The organism is Acinetobacter sp. YH12134 (genome assembly GCF_013418555.1).
Lineage (GTDB): Bacteria > Pseudomonadota > Gammaproteobacteria > Pseudomonadales > Moraxellaceae > Acinetobacter > Acinetobacter indicus.
Genome location: NZ_VPBT01000014.1, coordinates 21,111 through 42,660, shown reverse-complemented (window position 1 = coordinate 42,660; position 21,550 = coordinate 21,111). Strand labels below are relative to the sequence as shown.

Here is a 21,550-nt window from a genome sequence, read left to right as displayed (position 1 = left end):
TTTATGGAGTCAGGGTAATTAAATTACGCCCTTGCATTTCTGCAGGAATTGGCAGTTGCATCAGACTCAGTAAAGTCGGTGCCACATCGGCCAGAACACCACCCTCTGCAATCACCGCCTGGGTCGGGCCGGCATAAATAAACGGCACCAGCTCGGTAGTATGCTGGGTATGGACCTGACCACTGTCATAGTCCTGCATCTGCTCGACATTACCATGGTCGGCAGTAATCAGCATATGACCCTGCTTGGCCATTACAGCTTCATACACACGGCCCAGACAGGTATCCACTGCTTCTACCGCTTTCACCGCTGCATCAAACACACCGGTATGACCCACCATATCGCCATTGGCATAGTTGACCACCAACAAGTCATATTCACCTGAATTGATCGCTGCCACCAGCTCATCTGTCACTTCATACGCGCTCATTTCTGGCTTGAGATCATAAGTTGCTACATTTGGTGATGGAATCAGAATGCGCTTTTCGCCCGGATATTCATCTTCACGGCCGCCACTAAAGAAGAAGGTCACGTGTGCATATTTTTCGGTTTCGGCAATACGCAGCTGGGTTTTACCCAGGTCTGACAGGTATTCACCGAGCGAGTTTTTTAATGCTTCTGGCATATAAGCCACAGGTGCATCAATGGTGGCCTGGTAACGGGTCAGCATCACAAACTTGGCCAGCTGCGGCACCACTTTACGCTCAAAACCGGCAAAGTCGGTTTCCATAAAGGCTTTGGTCAGTTCACGGGCACGGTCTGCACGGAAGTTCATGAACACCACGCTGTCGCCATCCTGAATTGCCGCAACCTCACCAATACGGGTAGCTTTAACAAATTCATCGCTTTCATCGGCTGCATAAGCTGCGTCCAGACCAGCTACGGCGGTTGCTGCAGTACGGACTGCTTCACCTTCTGTTAACAGACGATAAGCCTGTTCTACACGATCCCAACGATTGTCGCGGTCCATGGCAAAATAACGGCCGATCATGCTGGCAATCCGGCCTTGGCCTGGATATTGGGCAAACAGGGCATCCAGTTTTTGCAAAGAGGGCTGCGCACTTTTTGGCGGAGTATCACGGCCATCCAGAAATGCGTGTAAATAAACAGTTGCACCACGTTTCAGCGCCAGCTCCGCCATTGCCACAATATGGTCTTCATGTGAGTGCACGCCACCTTCCGACAGCAGGCCCATTAAGTGCACGGCACCGCCCGCAGCTTTGGCTTTCTCGACTGCATCGACCAGCACTTCATGTTCAAAGAAAGCACCGGTACGGATATCTTTGGTAATACGGGTAAAGTCCTGATATAGCACACGGCCGGCACCCAGGTTCATATGGCCCACTTCGGAGTTACCCATCTGACCATCTGGCAGGCCCACATCTTCACCTGAACCTGAAATCAACCCATGCGGATGCTTTTCCTGCATAGCGGTCAAATTTGGACGTTGTGCCGCCAGGAACGCATTGTCCTCAACAGCTTCACGATGCCCAATACCATCCATAATGACCAGTACGTGAGGGATTTTGCCTGCAGTTGCATCCGTCATAGTTCACACTCTTTTAGTCTACAAATTAATCGCATATCTTACCGAATTTTCAGTTCGGACACCATGCACGGCTGATGGTTTCAACCGTGCCACACTATCGTTTTGTTCAATTGCCGGCTTATCGGGCGCGTTGCAGCAGATAACCACCCACCACAAACATCAGAATAATCGGGATAAACACAAACCAGGCCGGAGATGGCGCATAAATCAGGCTGGCATAACCGAGGAAATCCTGTAAATAGAAGAAGCCCAGGCCGACAAACAAGGCAATCACCAGACGGAAACCCATCGACTGCTGGCGCAGCGGTCCAAAAATAAAGGAACAGGCAATCAGCACCAGCGCAATCAGGGCAAATGGAGAACCAACTTTTTGCCAGAAAGCCAGCTGATAGCTTTTCGGCACCTGACTGTACTCATGCATATAGCTCATGAAACTGACCAGCTGACTGGGTGATAAATCTTCCGGGTCGATGGTGACCATGTGTACATATTTTGGTTGCAAGGCCAGCGATAAAGGCTGCGTGGCCTGCTGATCAGCAATAGCATTGCCCTCTGGCAGAATGTCCATTTGGCGGCTGTTTTGCAGTGACCAGGCGCCATCTTCGACAAACTGGCCCTGTTCGGCATTTAAGGTACCGCGTAAGCGGAAGTTATCATCGAAGTCGATGACCTGAATATTCTTCAGTGTGCCCTGCGAGTTGGCATAGTCAATATAAATAAAGCGCTGCCCTTCGCGGGTCCAGTAGCCTTTGACTTCACCGAGTTCAGCCACGCTGCGATATTTCTTGACGCTTTCTGCGCGCTCGTTGGTATAGGGAATCACCCATTCACTTAAGGCAAAAGACAGCACCACCAGAATAAGCGCCGAACGCACCACCCAGCCGACAATCCGCCACAGGCTGATACCAGCGGCACGCATCACAATCAACTCACTGTTTGAAGCCAGCGTGCCCAGGCCCAGCACCGCGCCAATTAATGCGGCAATCGGGAGAATTTCATACAGATAACCGGGCGCACCCCAGAGCACATGCCATAAGGCATCCAGCGCGCCATAGCCTTCTTTTAGGGAACCGAGTTCACCCAGATAGGTAAATAATACCTGTAAGCCGGACAACACCGCGGTTGCCCCCAACATCGCCAGTGCGGTCGTTTTGGTCACATGCTTGGCTACTATACGACGTGCGAACATATTAAGACCTCACTCGCTGAATCTGTTTCTTGATTTTGGGTGCCAGTTTCTGTTTACGCGAGAACAGCGCCGCCGCAATGGCATAGACCATCAGCACCAGCGGATAGGCCCAGATACCCATTTCTTCTTTACTGATCCGGGTTTTGACCGCCATTAGCGCCACAATCAGGCTGGCAAAAATCAGCAGGGCCGGAAACAGTTTTAAATAACGTCCCTGACGCGGACTGACTTCTGATAAAGCCACCGCCAGCAGCAGCGCCACCAGAATTGAAAACGGTACGAAGATGCGCCAGCCCAGCTCACTGGCCACCACCGGGTCCTGACGGTTATCCCACAATTGCCCGATTGGCAGGGCTTCCACTTCGGTGCTCTGGAATTTGGCTTCCTGATCACTTTCCAGACGCAAACGATAGCTGGCAAATTCAGCCTGAGAATACTGCGGACGATCCGGATAAATTTCATAACGGCGCCCTTCGACCAGATCGACCACATTGGCCGGATCATTGGACAGTTCAATCCGGGTCGCCTCTTTGGCCAGAATCATGATATCCGGTTTGCCCGGACGGTCAGCACGCTGGTAGAAGAAAATATCTTTCAGATTACGCCGGTCTTCTGACAGGTCGCCGGCATAAATGGTATAGGGCCCCGAAGAAATAAACTCTTTTGGCCGCACCAGATCGAAACCGGTACGGACCGCCTGATTGGTGGTCAATTCTTCAAACTGGCGAATCCCCCACGGTGCTGCCCAAACCATCAGCATGGCCTGCACCGCCAGAAATACCACCGTCATCGGGACTAATAAACGTGCCAGTTGGTTACGACTGACACCGCTGCCATTTAACACTGCCATTTCATGATCGACATAAAGCCGGCCAAACACCAGCATCAGGCCAATAAAAAAGCCCAGTGGCAAAATCAGGGTTAAAAATTCCGGCAGACGGTAGCCAATAATGCTAAACAGAATCCCCGCATCCAGACGCCCCTGCGCGGCGACGCCAAAATACTTGATCAGCCGGCCACCCATCATGATCAAGGTCAATAAGGCAATCACAACCAAGGATGTCGACACAACTTGCTTGACCAGATAACGCCGAATAATCAAATTAATGCTTCCAGAAAACGAGGGAATAAAACTAGCGATAGTTTACCCGAATGTTGAAAATATAAAACCTATACTGTTGTTTCACATTGAAACTCTATTCATGAAAATGTTTCAATGGTTTAATGGTTTTAAAATTTTAAAAGGCCTATATAACGCATATGAAACTGACGATTCATCCGACATACCAAGACAATGTCACCGCAGCTGCTTTATTTATTCTGGTCGATGCCGATACCCTTCGTACAACCGCAGATCACTATAAAATCAAAAATTTAGATAACATCACCCAGACCGTACAATTTAAATCCGGCTTTAATGAAAGCTTAAGCCTGACGGCACAGGACAGCTTGCCAGCCTTCAGCCAGCTGATTGGCCTTGGTTCAAGCAGCGAATTACAGCCGGCTAAACTGGCCAAACTGGCGCAAACCATTGTAAAAACTGCACAGAAAAAATTTAGCAGCATTGCGGTAGATCTGTCAGTGCTGCCACAAGAACTGCATTATATTTTTGCCTTGAGCCTGACCCAGGCTGCCTACGGTTTTGATGAATTTAAAACCAAAAAAAATGAATTTGTATTAGAGCAGATTCAATTGATTGCCACACAAAGCCCGTTAACTGCCCATCAGCTGAAATTTATTGAAGCAGTACATACTGGCCAGAATTTTGCCCGTGATTTAGGCAACCGTCCGGGGAACATCTGCTTCCCGGAATATCTGGCTGATCAGGCACTGGCACTGGCAGAAGAATTCCCGGATTTACTCAAAGTAACTGTGCTGAATGAACAGCATATGGCTGACTTGGGCATGGGTGCCTTCCTTGCAGTCAGCAAAGGTTCCGAGCGTCCGGGCCGCATGATTACCCTGGAATACAAGGCCAATCTTGAGCAGGCACCTATTGTACTGGTCGGTAAGGGTATTACCTTTGATACCGGCGGTATTTCATTAAAACCAGGCGCTGGCATGGACGAAATGAAATACGATATGTGCGGTGCGGCTTCAGTTCTAGGCACGCTTCGTGCACTATGCGAATCTCGTTTACCAATTCATGTGGTGGGTGCGATTGCTGCAGCGGAAAATATGCCTTCTGGTAAAGCCACCCGTCCAGGTGACATCGTAACGACTATGAGCGGTCAAACCGTTGAAATTCTAAACACTGATGCTGAAGGCCGTCTGGTACTCTGCGATGCATTAACTTATGTAAAACGCTTTAATCCTGCTCTGGTGATTGATATTGCAACTCTAACTGGTGCTTGTGTAGTGGCGTTAGGTTCAGTATTGACCGGTCTGTTCACACCAGATGATGAACTGGCACAGGAACTGACTCAGGCAGGCCAGCAGAGTTTTGACCGCGTATGGCGTATGCCGGTGATTGATGACTATCAGGAACAGTTAGATTCACCTTTTGCCGATATTGGCAACATTGGTGGTCCAAAAGCCGGTTCTGTCACTGCAGCCTGCTTCCTGCAACGCTTTACCCGTGACTATCGCTGGGCACATCTGGATATTGCCGGGACTGCCTGGAATTCAGGAGCCCATAAAGGTGCCACAGGCCGTCCGGTACCGCTACTGATGCAATTCCTGGCCAACCGTGCAGAGCAGCATGGCTAAAGTCAGCTTTTATCTGTTTGAAAAAAGTCCTGAACGGCAAGTGGACAGCACTTGCCGTTTATGCCGGAAAATCCTGCGTGAACCACAGCGCATCTGGCTGTATAGCGCAGACCCGGCATTGCAACGGGCGCTGGATGAACGGCTGTGGAGCTTTGATGCCGGCAGTTTTATTCCGCATGGTATTGATGAGCCTACGGCACAGGTCTGTATTTCAGCACAGTTGCCAACTGAAAATGATTGGATTGTGTTTAATTTTAACGAACAGGCTCTTGAACAGTTCGCCAAATTTAGTCACATTATCGAAATCATTGAAAATCATGAAACCGCCAAACAGCTTGGCCGGGAAAAATATAAACAATATCGTCGTTTAGGCATTGAGCCGCAAACCCACAAATTATAGAACCACCCCAAAGGAGATGCAGCGTGGCATTAAATGTTGGTCCAGATTTTAAACAGCGCTGGTTAACTGCGCCTGAAGCTGTGCGTCAGACCTTTATTGATGACCTGCATCGGATTAGTGAGGTGCTGCAACCAGACAGCGACCTCAAACGCTGGGTAGAGTACGATCAGCAGCAACAGCAACAGTCCTTTCAGAAAATTGATCAGGCCTATGCTGAACTGAAAATCCAGTTAATTGAAGAAGCACGTATTCGCCGCCAGCAGATGCTGGAGCAACGTCTGGCCCAACAACGTGCCGATCAGGCCGCTTATGTACAGGCCCTGTATCAGGATGAACTGCAGCAGTTTGCTGCACAGACCGAAACTCTGGCCAGTTTACGCACCCAGCTGGACCAGGAGATTCTGGATTACACTGCACGTTATCAAAAAAATCCGGAAAATGGCAGTTTCAATTTTGCCAAAGGCGTGGGTATAACCGACGAGCAGCTTCTGTCGGAACTCGACAGTGTCCGAGTACGTCTGGAACTGGAAGCCGAAACCCGGATTGAAGAAGCAGTACAACAGTTCCGCAGCCAGTTACAGGCCGCTGCCCAGGAAGAAATTGAATATATTTTAAAACATTCCCAATTTTCCAAAGAGACCTAAATGTCGGCCTTCTGGCGTGAAAAACCCGGCACGGTGTCAGTAAATGCAGATTTAAACCGGCCCATCTGAAGGATAAATCGGGCTGTGGGGCAGAATTTCTCGCCAAATGTCATGAAAGTGAAATATTTTTGTCACAAGATAGTCATACTTTGAACAGCAGTACTGCTGCCTTTTAAAGTAAAAATTATTTTTATAATTAGGGTTTAAAATGGGTATCTTGACACAAATATCGAGCAAAATTGACCATCTGCATAGTGGTGAACAATGGCATATTACTGCTCAGGATTTATTAATCAGCCGTGCAGATTTCCAGTCGCTTTATATTTACCTGACCAAAGAAGCTGAAAAGGGTACATTTTCTTTGGCACCGGTTGCAGAAGCCAGTCCACGTTTAGGCGGCACTTCCGTCACAGTGATCAAGCACTAAGGTCAGCGAATTTCTCCCCGCAAGATAAAAGTCCACCCCGCGTGGGCTTTTTTGTACGTGCGGTTTTTCAGCACTGTTTATATTAAAAAATATGACCCAGCCACGACAGGATATTGCCCAGACCGTAACCGATGGCCAATAAAGACACAATCCAGATAATGCCACCGGCAATGTTATAGGCCGTAAAGCTGGCGATGGGCATATGTCCGGAACCGGCAGCAAACGGTGCAAAAGAACGGACAAAAGGAATAAACCGTGCAATGAGAATGGTTTTACCGCCATGCTTCATAAAATAGCGGTTGGTTTTGACGATATATTCCGGTTTGAAATAACGCGAATGGTCATTAAAAAACTTCAGCCCCAAGACCTTGCCGGTATAGTAATTCACGCTATAGCCAAGAATAGAGGCCAGGCACAGTAAAATCGCCATATAGTGTAAATGCACCACATCGGTGGTTGAACATAAGGCGCCAATGGCAATCAGCAGACTGTCTCCCGGCAGGAAAAACATAAATACCGAACCGGTTTCCGCAAAGATAATTAAAAATAAAATTGCATAAATCCAGACCCCATAGTTGTTGAGCAACACAGGCAGCCACTGTTCAAAATTTAGCAAAAAATCAATCATCTACACTTAACCAACGTAAGTTACTCTGTTTCGCGCAGCCTGAATTATCGCTAAAAATAAAAAAACAGTCTAATTTTTTCAATCAGACTGTTCTGTACAGCAGCGTCAGGACTTATTTTAAGAAGCCATTTTCGGCCAGAAAGTCCATGCTGATTTTTGACTGTGCCGTGGTTTCTGCGGCTTTTTCACCGAGCAGTAAACGCTCGATATAACGCGCCAAAACATCCACTTCCAGATTGACTTTGCTGCCCGTTTTCCAGGTACCAATATTGGTACGCTCTGCGGTATGCGGAATCAGGTTCAGGCTGATTACACTGCCACGCAAATGGTTAATGGTCAGGCTAATGCCATCTACAGTCACCGAACCTTTTTCGGCCAGATATTTGGCAATTTCAGCCGGTGCAGTCACTTCGAAATATAAAGAACGCGCATCTTCACGCACCAAGGTAATTTCACCGACCGCATCGACATGGCCACTGACAATATGCCCGCCAAAACGGGTGGTCGGTAACATGGCTTTTTCCACATTCACCGGCTGGCCAACTTTCCAGTTACCTAAGGTAGTCCGGTTTAAACTTTCCCGTGACACATCGGCCGCGTACCAGTTATCGCCCCACTCAATCACGGTCAGGCAGATGCCGTTGGTGGCAATCGAATCCCCCAGATGCACATCGGACATATCCAGATCGGTTTGAATACGCAGGCGGACATCACCACCGACACTTTGCAGGCTGTCCACTTTGCCCACGCTTTCAATAATTCCTGTAAACATAGTCTTTTCTCTTATTGTCTCTAGTGCTTACCACAAGGCCAGTTGGGTGCTGACACCACTGGTATCGACCCCGCCCAGCTCGGCAAAGTGATGCAACTGCCCCAGCAACTGCCGGATTGGCGGGCCAGATTTGGCGTGAGTATCGGTAATCACAATAAATTCCAGTACCCGTGCGCGTTCAGACTGACGCTGCTTGCTGACCCGGTAACGTGGTACATCCTGGGTTAACAGGCTGACCCGGCCACGTTTTAAATTGGCCTGCAACAAATCCACTGCACTGATATTGCCATCGGTGGAGTAACTGGTCAGGATATACCGTGCATTAATGGTCTCTAACAGCTTCTCATACGCTTCTTTGGCGTGCTTGGACGAGTTATACGGACTCGGACGCTCTTTACGCCAGGCACGGTCAATGCCGCTCTTAAAGCCTTTGGTATCCGGGGTTGGTAAATCGACCTGATCCCACAAGGTTAAGGCATTTAACACATGATAGTTGCTGCTATAGGCATGCTGATTATACGGCGGATCTAAATACGCCACATCCACTTCAAAACCGCTCATCTGGTTGGCCAGATGCTGGGCATCAACACACCACATTTCGGCAGCCGGACGTTTCGGATCACCAATTTCACAGAAGCGGCTTGGGGTTAACCACAGTAAAGATTCAATCCGTTCCAGTGCAGTCTGGGTTTTACCGCCCCAGCCATGGTGGAAACTTTTAAAGACCCCGGAGGTGTTGCTGACAAAACTGGCCGAATACAACAAAGGCGCCAGCAGCGCGCTCATCTCGACATCATCAATCGCGCCTTGCGCCTGCCAGGTGGCAATCTGCTGGCGGATGGCATCAATACGCATCCCGTTACGGCGTTTAAAGAATAAACGGTCGCGGGTCGGATCATAAATTTCATCATTGCGTGGGCACAGGTTATGCGTGACCCAGCCTTTGACTTCTGGCAAACGGTTTAAATAATCAATCGCTTTCTGATAACCGCCCAGCTCTTTAAACGCCGGCGCTTCCACACAAGCCAAAATCGCATGATTCAGCGCATGGCTATACGGTTCCCAGTCATTGGCAATTACCCGATAGCCATTTTGTCGGGCCAGACGTGAAACCACGCCTGAACCGGCAAAAAAGTCAGCGAAGATCGGGGCGCGGCCGCCTTTGTTCAGGGTGCCGGTCTGCTCCAGCGCTTCCAGAATCAGATGTAACAGACGACGTTTATTCCCCAGATAAGGAACCAGCTGATGGAAAAGATATTCATCTGTCGTACGTGCGGCGTGACGACGTTTGTGATAAACCGTAGACTCTGAATTCATAACGTCTCTTGAGAAGGGGTTAACCTTAAGCGCACATCATCACCGAATTGAGTGACGTCGCAAAGTTTAAATCGAAGTTGTTGTGCCATACGCTCAAATTCTGCCTGAAACATGGCACGTGCAGACCGGCCTAACAGGGTCGGAGCCACATAACTGATCACTTCGTCGACCAGTTGCTGCTGTAAAAAGGCGGTCGCTAATGTTGCACCGGCTTCAATCAGCACATCATACAGCTGATACTGCTGCACCAAAGTTCGAAGTAGTTGATCCAAAGGCTGAACCTCGAGCTGGATCACGCCCAGCGCCTCAAGCTCGGCCCGATACGGACCCATCACCATCACACTGTCCGGCTGCTCGAGCAGTTTGGCGGTTAAGGGTAAGCGTCCCTGACGGTCCAGCACCAGCCGTTTCGGCTGGGCAATGCTGCTGATGTCCTGATGTATCGCCAGCTGGCGGACATTGAGCTGACAGTCATCGGCCAGTACGGTTTCAATCCCGGTAATCACCACTGCTGAAATTGCGCGCCAGTGCTGCACATCCAGACGGGCCGGATTGCCGGTAATCCATTTCGATTCACCGGAGGCCATGGCAGTACGGCCATCCAGACTTGACGCCACTTTTAAGCGGACATAAGGCTGACCCGTGGCCATGGCTTTTAAAAAGCCCAGATTCAGCTGATGCGCCTGCTGTTCCAGCACGCCTACCTCAATCTGAATTCCGGCATCGCGCAGAATCTGCACGCCTTTACCAGCCACCAGCGGATTCGGATCAGGACAAGCCACCACCACTCTGGCCACACCGGCTTCGACCAGACCTTTGGCACAGGGCGGGGTACGTCCATAATGCGCACAAGGTTCCAGAGTCACGTAAGCGGTTGCACCGCGGGCAGCATCGCCAGCATCGCGTAAGGCAAATACTTCGGCATGCGGCTGTCCGGCACGCGGATGATAGCCCTCACCCACCAGCTGTCCGTCTTTAACCAGCACACAGCCCACATTCGGATTCGGTTTGGTCGAGTACTGTCCGAGTCGTGCCAGTTCAATGGCACGCTGCATCCAGATTTGGTCTTGAGTTAACTCGGACATGTCACCACTCTTGCGCGTTGAGCTTAATATTCACGTTGCTGCATTTGTTCAATTTGACGGCGGAAGGCTTCCACATCCTGAAAGTCCTGATACACCGAAGCAAAACGCACATAGGCCACATGATCCAGCGAGAATAAAGACTGCATGACAATTTCCCCGATGGTGCGTGATTTAACATCACGTTCGCCCAGACGGCGGATTTGCAGCTGGATATCACTGAGTACCGTTTCAATCTGTTCCTGAGTCACGGGACGTTTTTGCAAGGCATGCATCAATGAACGGCGCAGTTTGGCTTCATCAAAGGGCTCATTTTTACCGTCCGATTTAATGACGCGTGGCATCACCACTTCATAACTTTCAAAGGTGGTAAAACGTTCACCACAGCTAATACATTCACGACGTCGGCGAATTTGACAGCCTTCAGCTGCCAGCCGTGAATCAATCACTTTACTGTCTGCGGCGTTGCAAAATGGACAATGCATAGTGGTTTAATTGAACAAATCCAGTTGATTTGAGAGTGTAGCAAAAAAACAGGATTTTGTAGAGTTTTACGCAATATATAGAAAAAAAACAGCCCTTTTGGGCTGTTTTACACAATATATTGATTATGCTGCTGAAAGATTATTCAACCCGTTCACCATGCTGGCTTAAATCCAGACCCATGCGTTCATCATCAGATTCAACACGGATACCAATTACCAGATCAATCACTTTCAGGATGATGAAGGTTAATACTGCAGAGTACACAATGGTGGCAATCACACCTTCCACTTGCACCCACAGCTGACCCATCAGGCTGGCGGGTGCCGCATCGCCCATAATGAATTCGCTGGCAAAGAAGGCGGTTAAAATTGCACCTACAATACCACCCACGCCGTGCAGGCCAAAGGCATCTAAAGAGTCATCGGCTTTCAGGGCACGTTTCAGTGCAGTAATCCCCCAGAAGCAGACCACGCCACCAATCAGCCCCATGGCTAAGGCACCACCGACGGTGACAAAACCTGCTGCCGGGGTAATGACCACCAGACCGGCCACAGCACCTGAAGCACCGCCTAATACAGAGGCTTTACCACGGACCACTTTTTCAGTCACTAACCAGGCCAGTGCGGCTGCAGCTGCGGCAACTTGAGTCACCACTAAAGCATAACCTGCTGAACCATTGGCGCCCAGCGCAGAACCACCATTGAAACCAAACCAGCCTACCCACAGCAAGCTTGCACCCACCACAGTTAAGGTCAGGTTGTGCGGTGCCATCGATTCACGGCCCAAGCCCATACGTTTGCCCAGCATATAGGCAGCCACCAGACCAGCCACACCAGAGTTAATGTGTACCACGGTACCACCAGCGAAATCCAGCGCGCCATCATTGCCTAACCAGCCGCCACCCCAGACCCAGTGGGTAATAGGTGCATAGACCACCACCACCCAGATGGCAATGAACGCAACAAAGGCCCCAAATTTCATCCGCTCTGCAATCGAACCGCTAATAATGGCCACGGTAATAATCGCAAAGGTCATCTGGAAGATCACGAACAGGATTTCAGGAATGGTGCCACTTAAGGCATCGGTGGTAATACCGGCCAGCATGAACTTGTCCAGGCTGCCAATAAAGGCATTACCTTCACCAAAGGCCAGGGTATAGCCAATAATTACCCAGACCAGACTGACCACTGCGGCCGCAACAAAACTGTGCGCCATGGTGCTGAGGACGTTTTTCTTGCGCACCATACCGCCATAGAACAGGGCCAAGCCCGGAATGGTCATGAGTAGGACAAGTGCTGTTGAGACCAGAATCCAAGCGGTATCACCAGTGTCTAACACGGCTTCTTCTTCAGCCGCTGCCACTTCAGGTAAAGCAGTTTCTGTAGTGATGATATCGCTTGATTCAATAAGCGCAGGTTCCACAGTATCATTTACTGTGATTTGTTCTGAAGGAGTTGGCGCTGTTACGGCTTCTTCAGCCCAAGTAACAGAACCACCCAAAAGCGCGCCGGACAAGCCGAGCGCAAGTAGCATTTTTTTCATTCGTATCCCCCAACCTAGTTTTTGTGAGTTATTAGGTACTCAGCAAACTTCGTGCCAATTACTTAAACAGCATCTGCACCTGTTTCACCTGTACGAATACGGATGACCTGTTCTAGATTCGTCACAAAAATTTTACCGTCACCGATTTTGCCGGTGCTTGCTACACGGGTGATTGATTCAATCACTGAATCCACCATCTCATCACTAATGGCGATTTCGATTTTCACTTTTGGTAGAAAATCAACAACATATTCTGCGCCACGATACAGTTCAGTGTGACCTTTCTGACGACCGAAGCCTTTGACTTCAGTGACAGTGATCCCTTGAACACCAATTTCTGACAGTGCTTCACGCACGTCATCTAATTTAAAGGGTTTTACAATTGCAGTTACGAGCTTCATGTGTGTTTTCCTTCGGCTTATTTCACCAGTAAGGTTTTATGTTCAAATTTCATGCCAAAACTCCTAAGGTCGGGGGAAATTAGAAGTTACGGCATGTGATTTATTTATATCCTATTTTATACCTTTCTCATGCACCAATCTTCAAAAAATAAACATTTTTCTGTAGAGATTTACGATCTCCGGCATCGAATAAAACCATATTTCATCTGAAACACTATAGTCTGGGCCAGAGCAATGCTACACTGCGCTTTTCAGTCCACTGGAATGGAATTTATGATGATAGAAACCTTATTACAGGCCATCTTAGAACAGGTCGATCAACCGAAAAAAGATTTAGAACATAATCTGCGTGCCCTGCTAAACGAAGCCGTCAGCAAAATGGATCTAGTGTCCAAAGAAGAGCTGGACCGTCAGCGCACTGCACTGAATAATGCCAATCTTCGTTTAAATGAACTGCTACAGCAGGTAGAAGTACTCGAACAAAAGCTTTTGAACAAAGAATAAGCACCTTCTTAGTGCAACAAAAGACGCATAACGACCAAAAATAACGCACCAAAACGGAACATAAAAACAATGTCTTTTGCCAAAATTTATACGCGGGGTCTGCTTGGACTGAATGCCCCGTCCATTGAAGTTGAAGTCCATTTAAGTCAGGGTCTGCCCTCCTTAACCATTGTCGGTCTGGCCGAAGCCGCGGTCCGTGAAAGTAAAGACCGGGTTCGCTCGGCCATTATTAACAGTGGTTTTCAGTTTCCCACCAAACGTTTGACCATTAATCTGGCCCCGGCCGATTTACCCAAAGATGGCTCACGTCTGGATTTACCGATTGCCTTAGGCATTCTGATTGCTTCCGGACAATTGCCCGAACAGGCCGCAGAAAACCTGGAATTTATTGGTGAACTGGCGCTGGATGGCCAATTGCGTCCGGTCACCGGCACTTTAAGTATTGCCATTGCCTGTCAGGCGGCCGGCCATCAACTGGTATTACCCGAACCCAATGCACAGGAAGCCGCACAATTGCCCGACTTTCAGGTGTTTGCGGCCAGTCATCTGAAACAGGTCTGTGAGCATCTGGCGCAGGCTGCGCCCCTACAGCCTTTTGCAGCAAGCTCGGAAACCCGCTTGGAACGCTATGCTTTTGACCTGGCGGATGTCAAAGGACAGCTGCGACCTCGGCGTGCCCTGGAAATTGCCGCTGCCGGTGGCCATTCCCTGCTTTTTAAAGGACCGCCCGGCACAGGCAAAACCCTCTTGGCCTCACGTCTGGCCAGTATTTTGCCGCCCCTGAATATGCAGGAAAATCTTGAAGTTGCCAGTATTTATTCAATTGCCAATACCCCGCATCGCTTTGGACAGCGGCCATTTCGCGCCCCGCATCATACCGCTTCAGCGATTGCGCTGGTCGGTGGTGGCTCACATCCGAAACCGGGCGAGATTACCCTGGCTCATTTAGGTGTGTTGTTTTTAGATGAACTGCCGGAGTTTGACCGTAAAGTGCTGGAAGTATTACGGCAGCCCTTGGAGTCCAAAGAAATTGTGATTTCCCGGGCATCGCGGCAGATTACCTTTCCGGCCAGTTTCCAGCTGATTGCGGCGATGAACCCCTGCCCGTGTGGCTATGCGTTTAATCAGGATATTCGCTGCCAATGTTCCGCAGAAAGTATTAAACGCTACCAGAACCGGATTTCTGGCCCACTCCTGGACCGGATTGATTTGCATATTGATGTACCACCATTACAGGCCCATGAGTTACATGATAAAACTGCGGTGGAAAACTCAGATACGGTTCGCCAGCGGGTGATTCAGGCCTATGAACGGCAAATGCAACGCCAAGGTATGCTGAATATGAACTTAAGTCCAAAACAGCTGGAACAGTTTGCTGCCTTAGCCACTCCAGCACAGAACATGATGGATCTGGCTCAGCAACGTTTAAACCTGTCGGCTCGCGCCTATCATCGGGTCTTAAGGGTGGCGCGCAGTATTGCCGATTTGGCCGAAAGTAGCGAAATTCAGACCGCTCATTTATCGGAAGCGCTGTCTTATCGGGCGCAGCCCAGCCCATAAAACGCGTCATTAAAAACGAGTATAAAAAAATAGCCCATTTCAAATGGGCTATTTTTTTATGTGAAGTCTTAAATTAGAATGTCTTGGTCAATGTCACGACTGCGCCTGTTTCTACGCCACGTTCAACCACATCTGGTGTGCCTGGACCATAGTCAATATCTGAACCCACCGCAGCCAGTTCTGCAGTTAAGCCTTCAACACCGGCAAAGGCATAAGTTACGCCCAATTTCCAGTCCACATAGCTGTCATCATCACCAAAAATCTCTTCATCTGCCACGGTATAGCCTAAAGCCGCCACTCCACCAAAACCGGTCGCACCAAAAGGCACGCTATAGGTAGCATTGAAATACCAGGCATCTAAATCTGCGCCTAAAAAGTCATTGCTGTAGTTCACTGCGGTGAGCAAGCTGGCATCTTTGACCAGCACATCATTAAAGCCAAGTTTTGCATAGGCTTCTAACCAGTTTAAATCGCTTTCACTTGGATAAGCGTAGTACCATAAGCCCACATCCAGTAATGGCTTGCTCGCAAATCCATCTAAGGTTGTGGCATAACCGATATATGGGTCCAGCTCTAAATGGGCCGTACCGCCGAAATCGACATTCGAGCCCCACACCCCGGCATATACACCAGACGCATGTGACAGTGCGAAACCGGCTTGTACCGCAGGATCATTAAAGGTTTGGGTCAGACCACGATAACGGTAATCTGAAGTCAGCGCTGCAGTACCGCTAAACGATAAACCAGATGCCGAAGTATCTTCTGCTGCAGCCACGCTGAGGCTGGCAGTTGCGGCAACGAAAGCCAGTGAAAGTGTTTTGATAGAAAATTTCATTGTTTGATCCCCTGCTGCATATTTCAATGCTTTTGTGTACTTGTTTCATTCACACAGGAGATAGCAATCCCTATGCCAACACTGGCATTTGCTCAAAAAGAATGATTTCAATTTTTCTTTAATTAGTTTCAACCTGTTATTTTATATAAACTTTTAATATCAGATAAAAATTTAAAAACAGCATGATACTTTTTCAATCCTGCTGATGTGCTAATCCTTTCGCTGTATTGTGAGATAAACCAGAGCATTTATATTTGCTTACATCATGCGCTATTTTGAGTCGCTTAATCATTCAAAAGCCTTTTTACTGCTTAAAAAAAGTGCAATCTTGCATTCCACTAGAATGCACTGATGCATGAGATAGTTCTAATCATAGCTTCAACGAAATGCATAAAAAATTCAGCGAGATAAATCTTTTATGTACGTTTTACTCCCCTGTAAAGTGCCAAATTTTCTGTATCTTCACACTGTCTAAAACCGCAAAATCAAAAATTTTTTGAATAAAAAGTATAAACACAGTACATTAAAGCGCGAAAATTGCCTTCCTGTTTTGAGAAGCAAATTTTCTGCAATATGACCCAGGAAGGGTGTTTTACAAGAGCAAGGATTGAAACTGTATACGCCAGCGTTTGCATTTTTCTCAAAGAAAAATGGATAAAACGGTATCTTTTTTACAAATTCCCTATAAAATTCTTCCGGTTTCTGGGTTCTTTTTAAACAAATTGAAACATAACATTCTGGATGAGGCTCTCTCCCAATGCTAAACGCGAAAAAATTAACATTAGCAGTCCTGGTACAAGCTGCTTTAATTTCTACAGCTGTTGCTAGCGAACAAAGTGAATCTAAAGGCTTTGTAGAAGACGCAAACGGTTCGGTTTTATTCCGTACAGGTTATTTGAATCGTGATAAAAAAGATGGATTAACAAACGACACAAGCTCTGCAGCTCAAACAGCAATTATCAATCTAGATTCTGGCTTTACTAAAGGTATTGTTGGTTTTGGTGCAGGTATCATTGGTGATGCTTCATTCAAACTAGGTGAAAACAAAAATACTGGCAACCAAATGATTCCAGTCCACAACGATGGTTCTGCTTATGACCACTGGGCACGTGGTGGTGCTTATGTCAAAGCACGCGTATCAAATACAACAGCTAAATATGGTACGCAAGTATCTGAAATACCAGTAATTGCAAGCAATACAGCACGCTTAACACCTGAATACTACACTGGTCTTTATATTGAAAGTAACGAAATTAAAGACTTGACGTTAATTGGTGGTAAATTTACTAAAAACCAATGGTCAAATGACATCAGCTCAGACCAACAAGGTTTGGATAGTGCTATTTTCTGGGGTGTAAAATACAAATTTAACGACCAAGTTAATGCCTCTTATTATGGGGTAGACGTTAAAGATAAATTAGATCGTCACTATGGGAATGTAAATTACAGCTTTCCTACAGCAAATGGTGCGACCGTAACTTTAGATGCAATGGGTTACAATACTAAATGGAAAGTTGGAGCAGCAACCACTGATCCACGCAGTGCGACTGAAGAATTGACTAACTCAATTTGGGGTGTATCTGCAAGCTATAACAGAGATGCACACAATTTGATGCTTGCATACCAAGATAATGCGGGCAACATAGGTTACGACTATGCTTACAACGCAGATGGTCTACAAAGCATTTATGTACCAAACTCATACTTATCCGACTTTAATGGTAACGATGAAAAATCTGTTGGCTTACAGTACAACTATAATTTTAAAAACCATGGTCTTCCAGGTCTAAACTGGACAACAGCATTCGTTTATGGTTGGGATATTGATGTAGCCGAAATAAATAATCCAGCACAAATTATCGACCAAGCTGAAGAACATGAATTCTTTAACCAAGTGAAATATACGGTTCAATCTGGTGCATTCAAAGATGCAAGCTTACGCTTACGTCACTCATACTTGCGCGCAAGTGATACTTACAATAATGCTTCTGGCAACTATGTAAGTAATGCTATCGGCTCAACCAACGAATGGCGTATCTGGTTAGACATCCCGGTGAAATTATTCTAATGTCCTGACGATGGTTTAAATCAAAAAAACCTGCACACTGTGCAGGTTTTTTTATGGCGTCCTCACTAAACAAAACAGCTCAGTGAGGGGGGAAAAGCCGTATTATTTTGCAGCTTCAATCGCTTTTAATACTTCAGCTTTGGCAACGTCTGCGCCTTCCCAACCGGTCAATTTCACCCATTTGCCTGGCTCTAAATCTTTATAGTGGGCAAAGAAGTGTTCAACCTGTTGAATCAGTAACGGTGGAAGATCGGTATATTCTTTCACATCTTTGTAAATTGGAGTCAATTTGTCGTGCGGTACCGCGATCAGTTTCGCATCAATACCACCGTCATCTTCCATGTTCAATTTACCGACCGGGCGGCAACGAATTACTGAACCTGGTTCAACCGGATGTGGTGTTACCACCAATACGTCTAATGGGTCACCATCTTCAGACAAGGTATTTGGCACATAACCGTAGTTTGCTGGGTAGAACATTGCAGTACCCATGAAACGGTCGACAAATAACGCATCAGAATCTTTATCAATTTCGTATTTGATTGGCGCTGCATTGGCAGGAATTTCAATGATTACATAGATATCATTTGGCGCATCTTTACCCGCTGGGATATTGCTGTAGCTCATGGCATCACTCTTTCACAAATTAAATTTTTTAAACCGCGTCAATTATAACGGGTTTCGGCTATTAATGACTTCGCGATTATACATTCATGACATAAAAATAGATATTTTGCTGTGCAATCACGCGGTCAGTTTAATCACCAGCAGCAATAAACAGATCGGGCAAAGTAACGATAATAACCAGATAATCGAGCGCAACGTCGCCCAGTTGGCCAGATAACACAGCCCGTACAGCAGACGAAACACCAGATAGGCAATGCCAAAGGTCATAATAATAAACTGCGGAATCACCATATATTCGGCCAGTAAAATGGCGGCAATAAACAGCGGCAGACTTTCAAAGCTGTTTTGCTGGGCAGCATTGGCACGCGCCGCCAGACCGGTAGTATTGGCTAAAAAAGAACGTGGATTTTGATTATCTTCAGATTTAAAGCCGCCAGCCATTTTTGCAATTACTGCAAATAAATAAGGCAACAGGCAGGCGATTAGAATCAGATAGACGATTCCACTAATACTTTGCATCTATTTTTTCTCGTCGGAATTCTTCAAAACTTTATCATAGCATGGTGTTTTAAGCATAAATTTTGTTAAATAGGGTGTTTTTATTCATTGTGTAGGATTCATGATGGTCAATCCTGATCAAAAAGAAATGTTCGATGTACTTGAAAAACAGCGCCAGCATCAGCTGCAAGTCGATCGGGCCTTAAAAATTGTGATTCCCATTGTGGCCTTTTTATTAACGGTCATCTGTTCCAACCTGAATATCTGGTCGACCCTGTTTACCTTTGTGGTGCTGTGGGTGGCCCTGTATGCTGTGGGAATTAAACGTCTACCTTTATGGCACTGGGTGACCATAATTCTGGTGTATTGCCTGATTGATAATATTTTAAGTTATGGCAGCTTCCATTCCTCCGGTTTTAGCCGTCAGTTTGGCTCAATGTTTATTTTCCTCGGGGTGATGGGGGTTGGACGTCCCTACTTCGACCGCTGGCTAATGAAAAAAGAGAATTAAAAAAAGCGCCCTTAGGCGCTTTTTTTATTGCAGAATTTATGCAGTCTTACGTAGGTCTTTACGCAGGATTTTACCTACGTTAGATTTCGGTAATTCATCCATAAATTCAACATAACGTGGGCGTTTATAACCGGTCAGGTTTTCTTTGGCAAAGGCCAGAACTTCTTCAGTCGTCAATGAAGGATCTTTCTTCACAACGAACAGTTTTGGCACTTCACCTGATTTTTCATCTGGTACACCAATTGCAGCCACTTCCAGCACTTTTGGATGCTTCGCTACAACTTCTTCAATTTCAGATGGATAAACGTTAAAGCCAGACACCAGAATCATGTCTTTCTTACGGTCAACAATCTTCACATAACCACGGCTGTCCATCACCCCGATATCACCGGTACGGAAGAAACCATTGAACATGACTTTGTCGGTTTCATCTGGACGGTTCCAGTAACCCTTCATGACCTGTGGACCACGAATTGAAATTTCACCCTGCTCGCCCAGTGCCACTTCATTGCCGGCATCATCCAGAATCGCCACTTCAGTTAATGGCAATGGAATACCAATAGTACCACTGAAGGCTTCAGACGCTGGCGGGTTCGCAGTAGCCACCGGTGAAGTTTCAGATAAACCGTAACCTTCAATGATGTTGGTACCGGTTACTTTTTTCCAGGCTTCCGCTGTAGATGGTAATACAGCCATACCGCCGCCCATCGCCATCTTCAGTTTGCTGTGATCCAGCTGTTTGAATTCTTCATTGTTGACCAGCGCATTAAACAGCGTGTTCACAGCCGGGAAGAACGATGGCTGGTATTTACGCAATTCTTTAATTACCGCCGGTAAATCACGCGGGTTTGGAATCAGGATGTTGGCCTGACCTTTGTACATGCCGTACAGTGCACACACCATGAAAGCAAAGATGTGATACAGCGGTAAGGCACAGAAAATACGGTCATCTGGCGCGCCATCTTGAGCACCAAATTTACTTTGGAAAATGCCATCACACTGCATCAGGTTGGCCACCAGGTTACGGTGGGTCAGTTCTGCACCTTTAGATACCCCTGTCGTACCACCGGTATATTGCAGTACTGCCGTATCACTTAGGGTCAGGCTTGGACGCTTGTAGTTGCTGATATTGGCTTTCGACATGGCCGCATTAAACTTGACATGACCCGGAAGGTCCCACGCCGGAATCTGTTTACGCACTGAACGTAAGACAAAGTTCACCAACGTACCTTTTAAGGTGCCCAGCATGTCACCCACAGAGGCAACCACGACGTGCTTGACTGGGGTTTTACCCAGAATCGCCTGATATACAGAAGCGAAGTTTTCAATAATCACCAGCACTTCTGCGCCAGAGTCATTTAACTGATGCTCAAGTTCACGTGAGGTATACAGCGGGTTTACATTCACCAGCACCAGACCGGCACGGAATACACCCAACGCCACCACTGGATATTGAAGAACGTTTGGCATCATCACTGCAACACGTGTGCCTTTGGCCAAGCCCAGACCTTGCAAATAGCTTGCAAATTTGCGGCTTGCTTCTTCCAGTTCAGCAAAGGTCAGCACTTTATCCATAAAGATAAAGGCATCACGTGAACCAAACTTCTGGAAATTACGTTCAAAGATATCAACCAGTGACGTATTCTCCGGTGGCAACTCTACAGTTTCTGGAATCCCTGTCTTTCGGTATTCTTCAAACCAAATTTTTTCCATAATGCCAATCTCTCCAATCAGTAATCCTTAGTATTCAACTGTTTTATACACTGCCGCACTTCATTTTTTGGCTTGTTTATGTACAGCA

22 protein-coding genes are annotated in these 21,550 nt (G+C 47.2%); 8 read left to right on the top strand and 14 right to left on the bottom strand.

From position 1 onward, the window contains the following. Position 1: 1 nt before the first annotated feature. The 3 genes from gpmI to lptF all read right to left on the bottom strand — a co-directional run bounded on the left by gpmI (position 2) and on the right by lptF (position 3,840). Positions 2-1,549, bottom strand: a complete 1,548-nt coding sequence (gpmI, locus tag FTU69_RS09350) for a 2,3-bisphosphoglycerate-independent phosphoglycerate mutase (protein ID WP_180103788.1) — start codon at positions 1,547-1,549, stop codon at positions 2-4. Positions 1,550-1,667: 118 nt separating this feature from the next. Then, positions 1,668-2,738, bottom strand: coding sequence for an LPS export ABC transporter permease LptG (gene lptG / locus FTU69_RS09345; protein WP_127801557.1), 1,071 nt, complete (start codon positions 2,736-2,738; stop codon positions 1,668-1,670). Between the two features lies 1 nt (position 2,739). Next, complete coding sequence (gene lptF / locus FTU69_RS09340) at positions 2,740-3,840, bottom strand: LPS export ABC transporter permease LptF (protein WP_005181567.1); 1,101 nt, start codon at positions 3,838-3,840, stop codon at positions 2,740-2,742. A gap of 158 nt (positions 3,841-3,998) precedes the next feature. Between lptF and FTU69_RS09335 the strand changes: the two genes are divergently transcribed. The 4 genes from FTU69_RS09335 to FTU69_RS09320 all read left to right on the top strand — a co-directional run bounded on the left by FTU69_RS09335 (position 3,999) and on the right by FTU69_RS09320 (position 6,918). Then, positions 3,999-5,447, top strand: coding sequence for a leucyl aminopeptidase (locus tag FTU69_RS09335; RefSeq protein WP_180103787.1), 1,449 nt, complete (start codon positions 3,999-4,001; stop codon positions 5,445-5,447). Continuing rightward, a complete protein-coding gene (locus tag FTU69_RS09330; protein ID WP_005181563.1) occupies positions 5,440-5,847 on the top strand; it encodes a DNA polymerase III subunit chi in 408 nt (135 codons plus the stop codon). Before FTU69_RS09335 ends, FTU69_RS09330 begins: the two co-directional genes overlap by 8 nt. Before the next feature lie 23 nt (positions 5,848-5,870). After that, positions 5,871-6,491 (top strand): hypothetical protein, encoded by a 621-nt coding sequence (locus tag FTU69_RS09325; RefSeq protein ID WP_180103786.1) that lies wholly within the window; start codon positions 5,871-5,873, stop codon positions 6,489-6,491. A 208-nt stretch (positions 6,492-6,699) separates the two neighbouring features. Next, positions 6,700-6,918: a hypothetical protein gene (locus FTU69_RS09320; RefSeq protein ID WP_005181560.1), complete on the top strand. Its 219-nt coding sequence runs from the start codon at positions 6,700-6,702 to the stop codon at positions 6,916-6,918. Between the two features lie 82 nt (positions 6,919-7,000). Here FTU69_RS09320 and FTU69_RS09315 read toward each other — a convergent pair whose 3' ends face one another. The 7 genes from FTU69_RS09315 to glnK form a co-directional block, all read right to left on the bottom strand. After that, complete coding sequence (locus FTU69_RS09315) at positions 7,001-7,546, bottom strand: VTT domain-containing protein (RefSeq protein WP_005181559.1); 546 nt, start codon at positions 7,544-7,546, stop codon at positions 7,001-7,003. Positions 7,547-7,658: 112 nt separating this feature from the next. Further along, the gene (locus FTU69_RS09310) at positions 7,659-8,318 is read right to left on the bottom strand and encodes a riboflavin synthase (RefSeq protein WP_005181557.1); all 660 of its coding nucleotides are present in this window, start codon (positions 8,316-8,318) and stop codon (positions 7,659-7,661) included. A 27-nt stretch (positions 8,319-8,345) separates the two neighbouring features. Further along, a complete protein-coding gene (locus FTU69_RS09305) occupies positions 8,346-9,635 on the bottom strand; it encodes a DNA adenine methylase (protein ID WP_005181555.1) in 1,290 nt (429 codons plus the stop codon). Further along, positions 9,632-10,720, bottom strand: coding sequence for a bifunctional diaminohydroxyphosphoribosylaminopyrimidine deaminase/5-amino-6-(5-phosphoribosylamino)uracil reductase RibD (gene ribD, locus FTU69_RS09300; RefSeq protein WP_180103785.1), 1,089 nt, complete (start codon positions 10,718-10,720; stop codon positions 9,632-9,634). The genes FTU69_RS09305 and ribD overlap by 4 nt, the downstream gene beginning before the upstream one ends. Positions 10,721-10,743: 23 nt before the next feature. After that, positions 10,744-11,202: a transcriptional regulator NrdR gene (nrdR, locus tag FTU69_RS09295; RefSeq protein ID WP_005181550.1), complete on the bottom strand. Its 459-nt coding sequence runs from the start codon at positions 11,200-11,202 to the stop codon at positions 10,744-10,746. Between the two features lie 139 nt (positions 11,203-11,341). Continuing rightward, on the bottom strand, positions 11,342-12,745 hold the full coding sequence (locus tag FTU69_RS09290; protein WP_075174920.1) for an ammonium transporter: 1,404 nt from the start codon (positions 12,743-12,745) through the stop codon (positions 11,342-11,344). Between the two features lie 62 nt (positions 12,746-12,807). Further along, positions 12,808-13,146 carry a P-II family nitrogen regulator gene (gene glnK / locus FTU69_RS09285; RefSeq protein ID WP_004650081.1) on the bottom strand — a complete coding sequence of 113 codons (339 nt, stop codon included), beginning with the start codon at positions 13,144-13,146 and terminating at the stop codon, positions 12,808-12,810. A gap of 276 nt (positions 13,147-13,422) precedes the next feature. Between glnK and FTU69_RS09280 the strand changes: the two genes are divergently transcribed. Then, positions 13,423-13,650: an accessory factor UbiK family protein gene (locus FTU69_RS09280; protein WP_168382017.1), complete on the top strand. Its 228-nt coding sequence runs from the start codon at positions 13,423-13,425 to the stop codon at positions 13,648-13,650. 69 nt (positions 13,651-13,719) lie between these two features. After that, positions 13,720-15,210, top strand: a complete 1,491-nt coding sequence (locus FTU69_RS09275) for a YifB family Mg chelatase-like AAA ATPase (RefSeq protein ID WP_127801552.1) — start codon at positions 13,720-13,722, stop codon at positions 15,208-15,210. Positions 15,211-15,283: 73 nt separating this feature from the next. Here the strand turns inward: FTU69_RS09275 and FTU69_RS09270 are convergent, their stop codons facing one another. Continuing rightward, the gene (locus tag FTU69_RS09270; protein ID WP_127801551.1) at positions 15,284-16,045 is read right to left on the bottom strand and encodes a TorF family putative porin; all 762 of its coding nucleotides are present in this window, start codon (positions 16,043-16,045) and stop codon (positions 15,284-15,286) included. A gap of 757 nt (positions 16,046-16,802) precedes the next feature. On the opposite strand from FTU69_RS09270, the gene FTU69_RS09265 reads away from it, so the two are divergent. Beyond that, entirely contained in the window at positions 16,803-18,113 is a 1,311-nt protein-coding gene (locus tag FTU69_RS09265; protein WP_168383629.1) for an OprD family outer membrane porin, read from the top strand. A gap of 102 nt (positions 18,114-18,215) precedes the next feature. Here FTU69_RS09265 and ppa read toward each other — a convergent pair whose 3' ends face one another. Both ppa and FTU69_RS09255 read right to left on the bottom strand, forming a co-directional pair. Continuing rightward, positions 18,216-18,740: an inorganic diphosphatase gene (gene ppa / locus FTU69_RS09260; RefSeq protein ID WP_005181532.1), complete on the bottom strand. Its 525-nt coding sequence runs from the start codon at positions 18,738-18,740 to the stop codon at positions 18,216-18,218. A gap of 117 nt (positions 18,741-18,857) precedes the next feature. Continuing rightward, positions 18,858-19,259, bottom strand: coding sequence for an MAPEG family protein (locus FTU69_RS09255; protein ID WP_005181530.1), 402 nt, complete (start codon positions 19,257-19,259; stop codon positions 18,858-18,860). Between the two features lie 103 nt (positions 19,260-19,362). On the opposite strand from FTU69_RS09255, the gene FTU69_RS09250 reads away from it, so the two are divergent. Then, entirely contained in the window at positions 19,363-19,749 is a 387-nt protein-coding gene (locus tag FTU69_RS09250; RefSeq protein WP_180103784.1) for a hypothetical protein, read from the top strand. Positions 19,750-19,785: 36 nt separating this feature from the next. Here the strand turns inward: FTU69_RS09250 and FTU69_RS09245 are convergent, their stop codons facing one another. Further along, complete coding sequence (locus FTU69_RS09245; RefSeq protein ID WP_180103783.1) at positions 19,786-21,462, bottom strand: AMP-binding protein; 1,677 nt, start codon at positions 21,460-21,462, stop codon at positions 19,786-19,788. Positions 21,463-21,550 lie beyond the last annotated feature (88 nt).

Coding starts and splice junctions, on each gene's coding strand:
- gpmI (WP_180103788.1), bottom strand. CDS start 1,549: ATGACGGATGCAACTGCAGGCAAAATCCCTCACGTACTGGTCATTATG.
- lptG (WP_127801557.1), bottom strand. CDS start 2,738: ATGTTCGCACGTCGTATAGTAGCCAAGCATGTGACCAAAACGACCGCA.
- FTU69_RS09335 (WP_180103787.1), top strand. CDS start 3,999: ATGAAACTGACGATTCATCCGACATACCAAGACAATGTCACCGCAGCT.
- FTU69_RS09330 (WP_005181563.1), top strand. CDS start 5,440: ATGGCTAAAGTCAGCTTTTATCTGTTTGAAAAAAGTCCTGAACGGCAA.
- FTU69_RS09320 (WP_005181560.1), top strand. CDS start 6,700: ATGGGTATCTTGACACAAATATCGAGCAAAATTGACCATCTGCATAGT.
- FTU69_RS09315 (WP_005181559.1), bottom strand. CDS start 7,546: ATGATTGATTTTTTGCTAAATTTTGAACAGTGGCTGCCTGTGTTGCTC.
- FTU69_RS09310 (WP_005181557.1), bottom strand. CDS start 8,318: ATGTTTACAGGAATTATTGAAAGCGTGGGCAAAGTGGACAGCCTGCAA.
- FTU69_RS09305 (WP_005181555.1), bottom strand. CDS start 9,635: ATGAATTCAGAGTCTACGGTTTATCACAAACGTCGTCACGCCGCACGT.
- ribD (WP_180103785.1), bottom strand. CDS start 10,720: ATGTCCGAGTTAACTCAAGACCAAATCTGGATGCAGCGTGCCATTGAA.
- nrdR (WP_005181550.1), bottom strand. CDS start 11,202: ATGCATTGTCCATTTTGCAACGCCGCAGACAGTAAAGTGATTGATTCA.
- FTU69_RS09290 (WP_075174920.1), bottom strand. CDS start 12,745: ATGAAAAAAATGCTACTTGCGCTCGGCTTGTCCGGCGCGCTTTTGGGT.
- glnK (WP_004650081.1), bottom strand. CDS start 13,146: ATGAAGCTCGTAACTGCAATTGTAAAACCCTTTAAATTAGATGACGTG.
- FTU69_RS09280 (WP_168382017.1), top strand. CDS start 13,423: ATGATAGAAACCTTATTACAGGCCATCTTAGAACAGGTCGATCAACCG.
- FTU69_RS09275 (WP_127801552.1), top strand. CDS start 13,720: ATGTCTTTTGCCAAAATTTATACGCGGGGTCTGCTTGGACTGAATGCC.
- FTU69_RS09270 (WP_127801551.1), bottom strand. CDS start 16,045: ATGAAATTTTCTATCAAAACACTTTCACTGGCTTTCGTTGCCGCAACT.
- FTU69_RS09265 (WP_168383629.1), top strand. CDS start 16,803: ATGCTAAACGCGAAAAAATTAACATTAGCAGTCCTGGTACAAGCTGCT.
- ppa (WP_005181532.1), bottom strand. CDS start 18,740: ATGAGCTACAGCAATATCCCAGCGGGTAAAGATGCGCCAAATGATATC.
- FTU69_RS09255 (WP_005181530.1), bottom strand. CDS start 19,259: ATGCAAAGTATTAGTGGAATCGTCTATCTGATTCTAATCGCCTGCCTG.
- FTU69_RS09250 (WP_180103784.1), top strand. CDS start 19,363: ATGGTCAATCCTGATCAAAAAGAAATGTTCGATGTACTTGAAAAACAG.
- FTU69_RS09245 (WP_180103783.1), bottom strand. CDS start 21,462: ATGGAAAAAATTTGGTTTGAAGAATACCGAAAGACAGGGATTCCAGAA.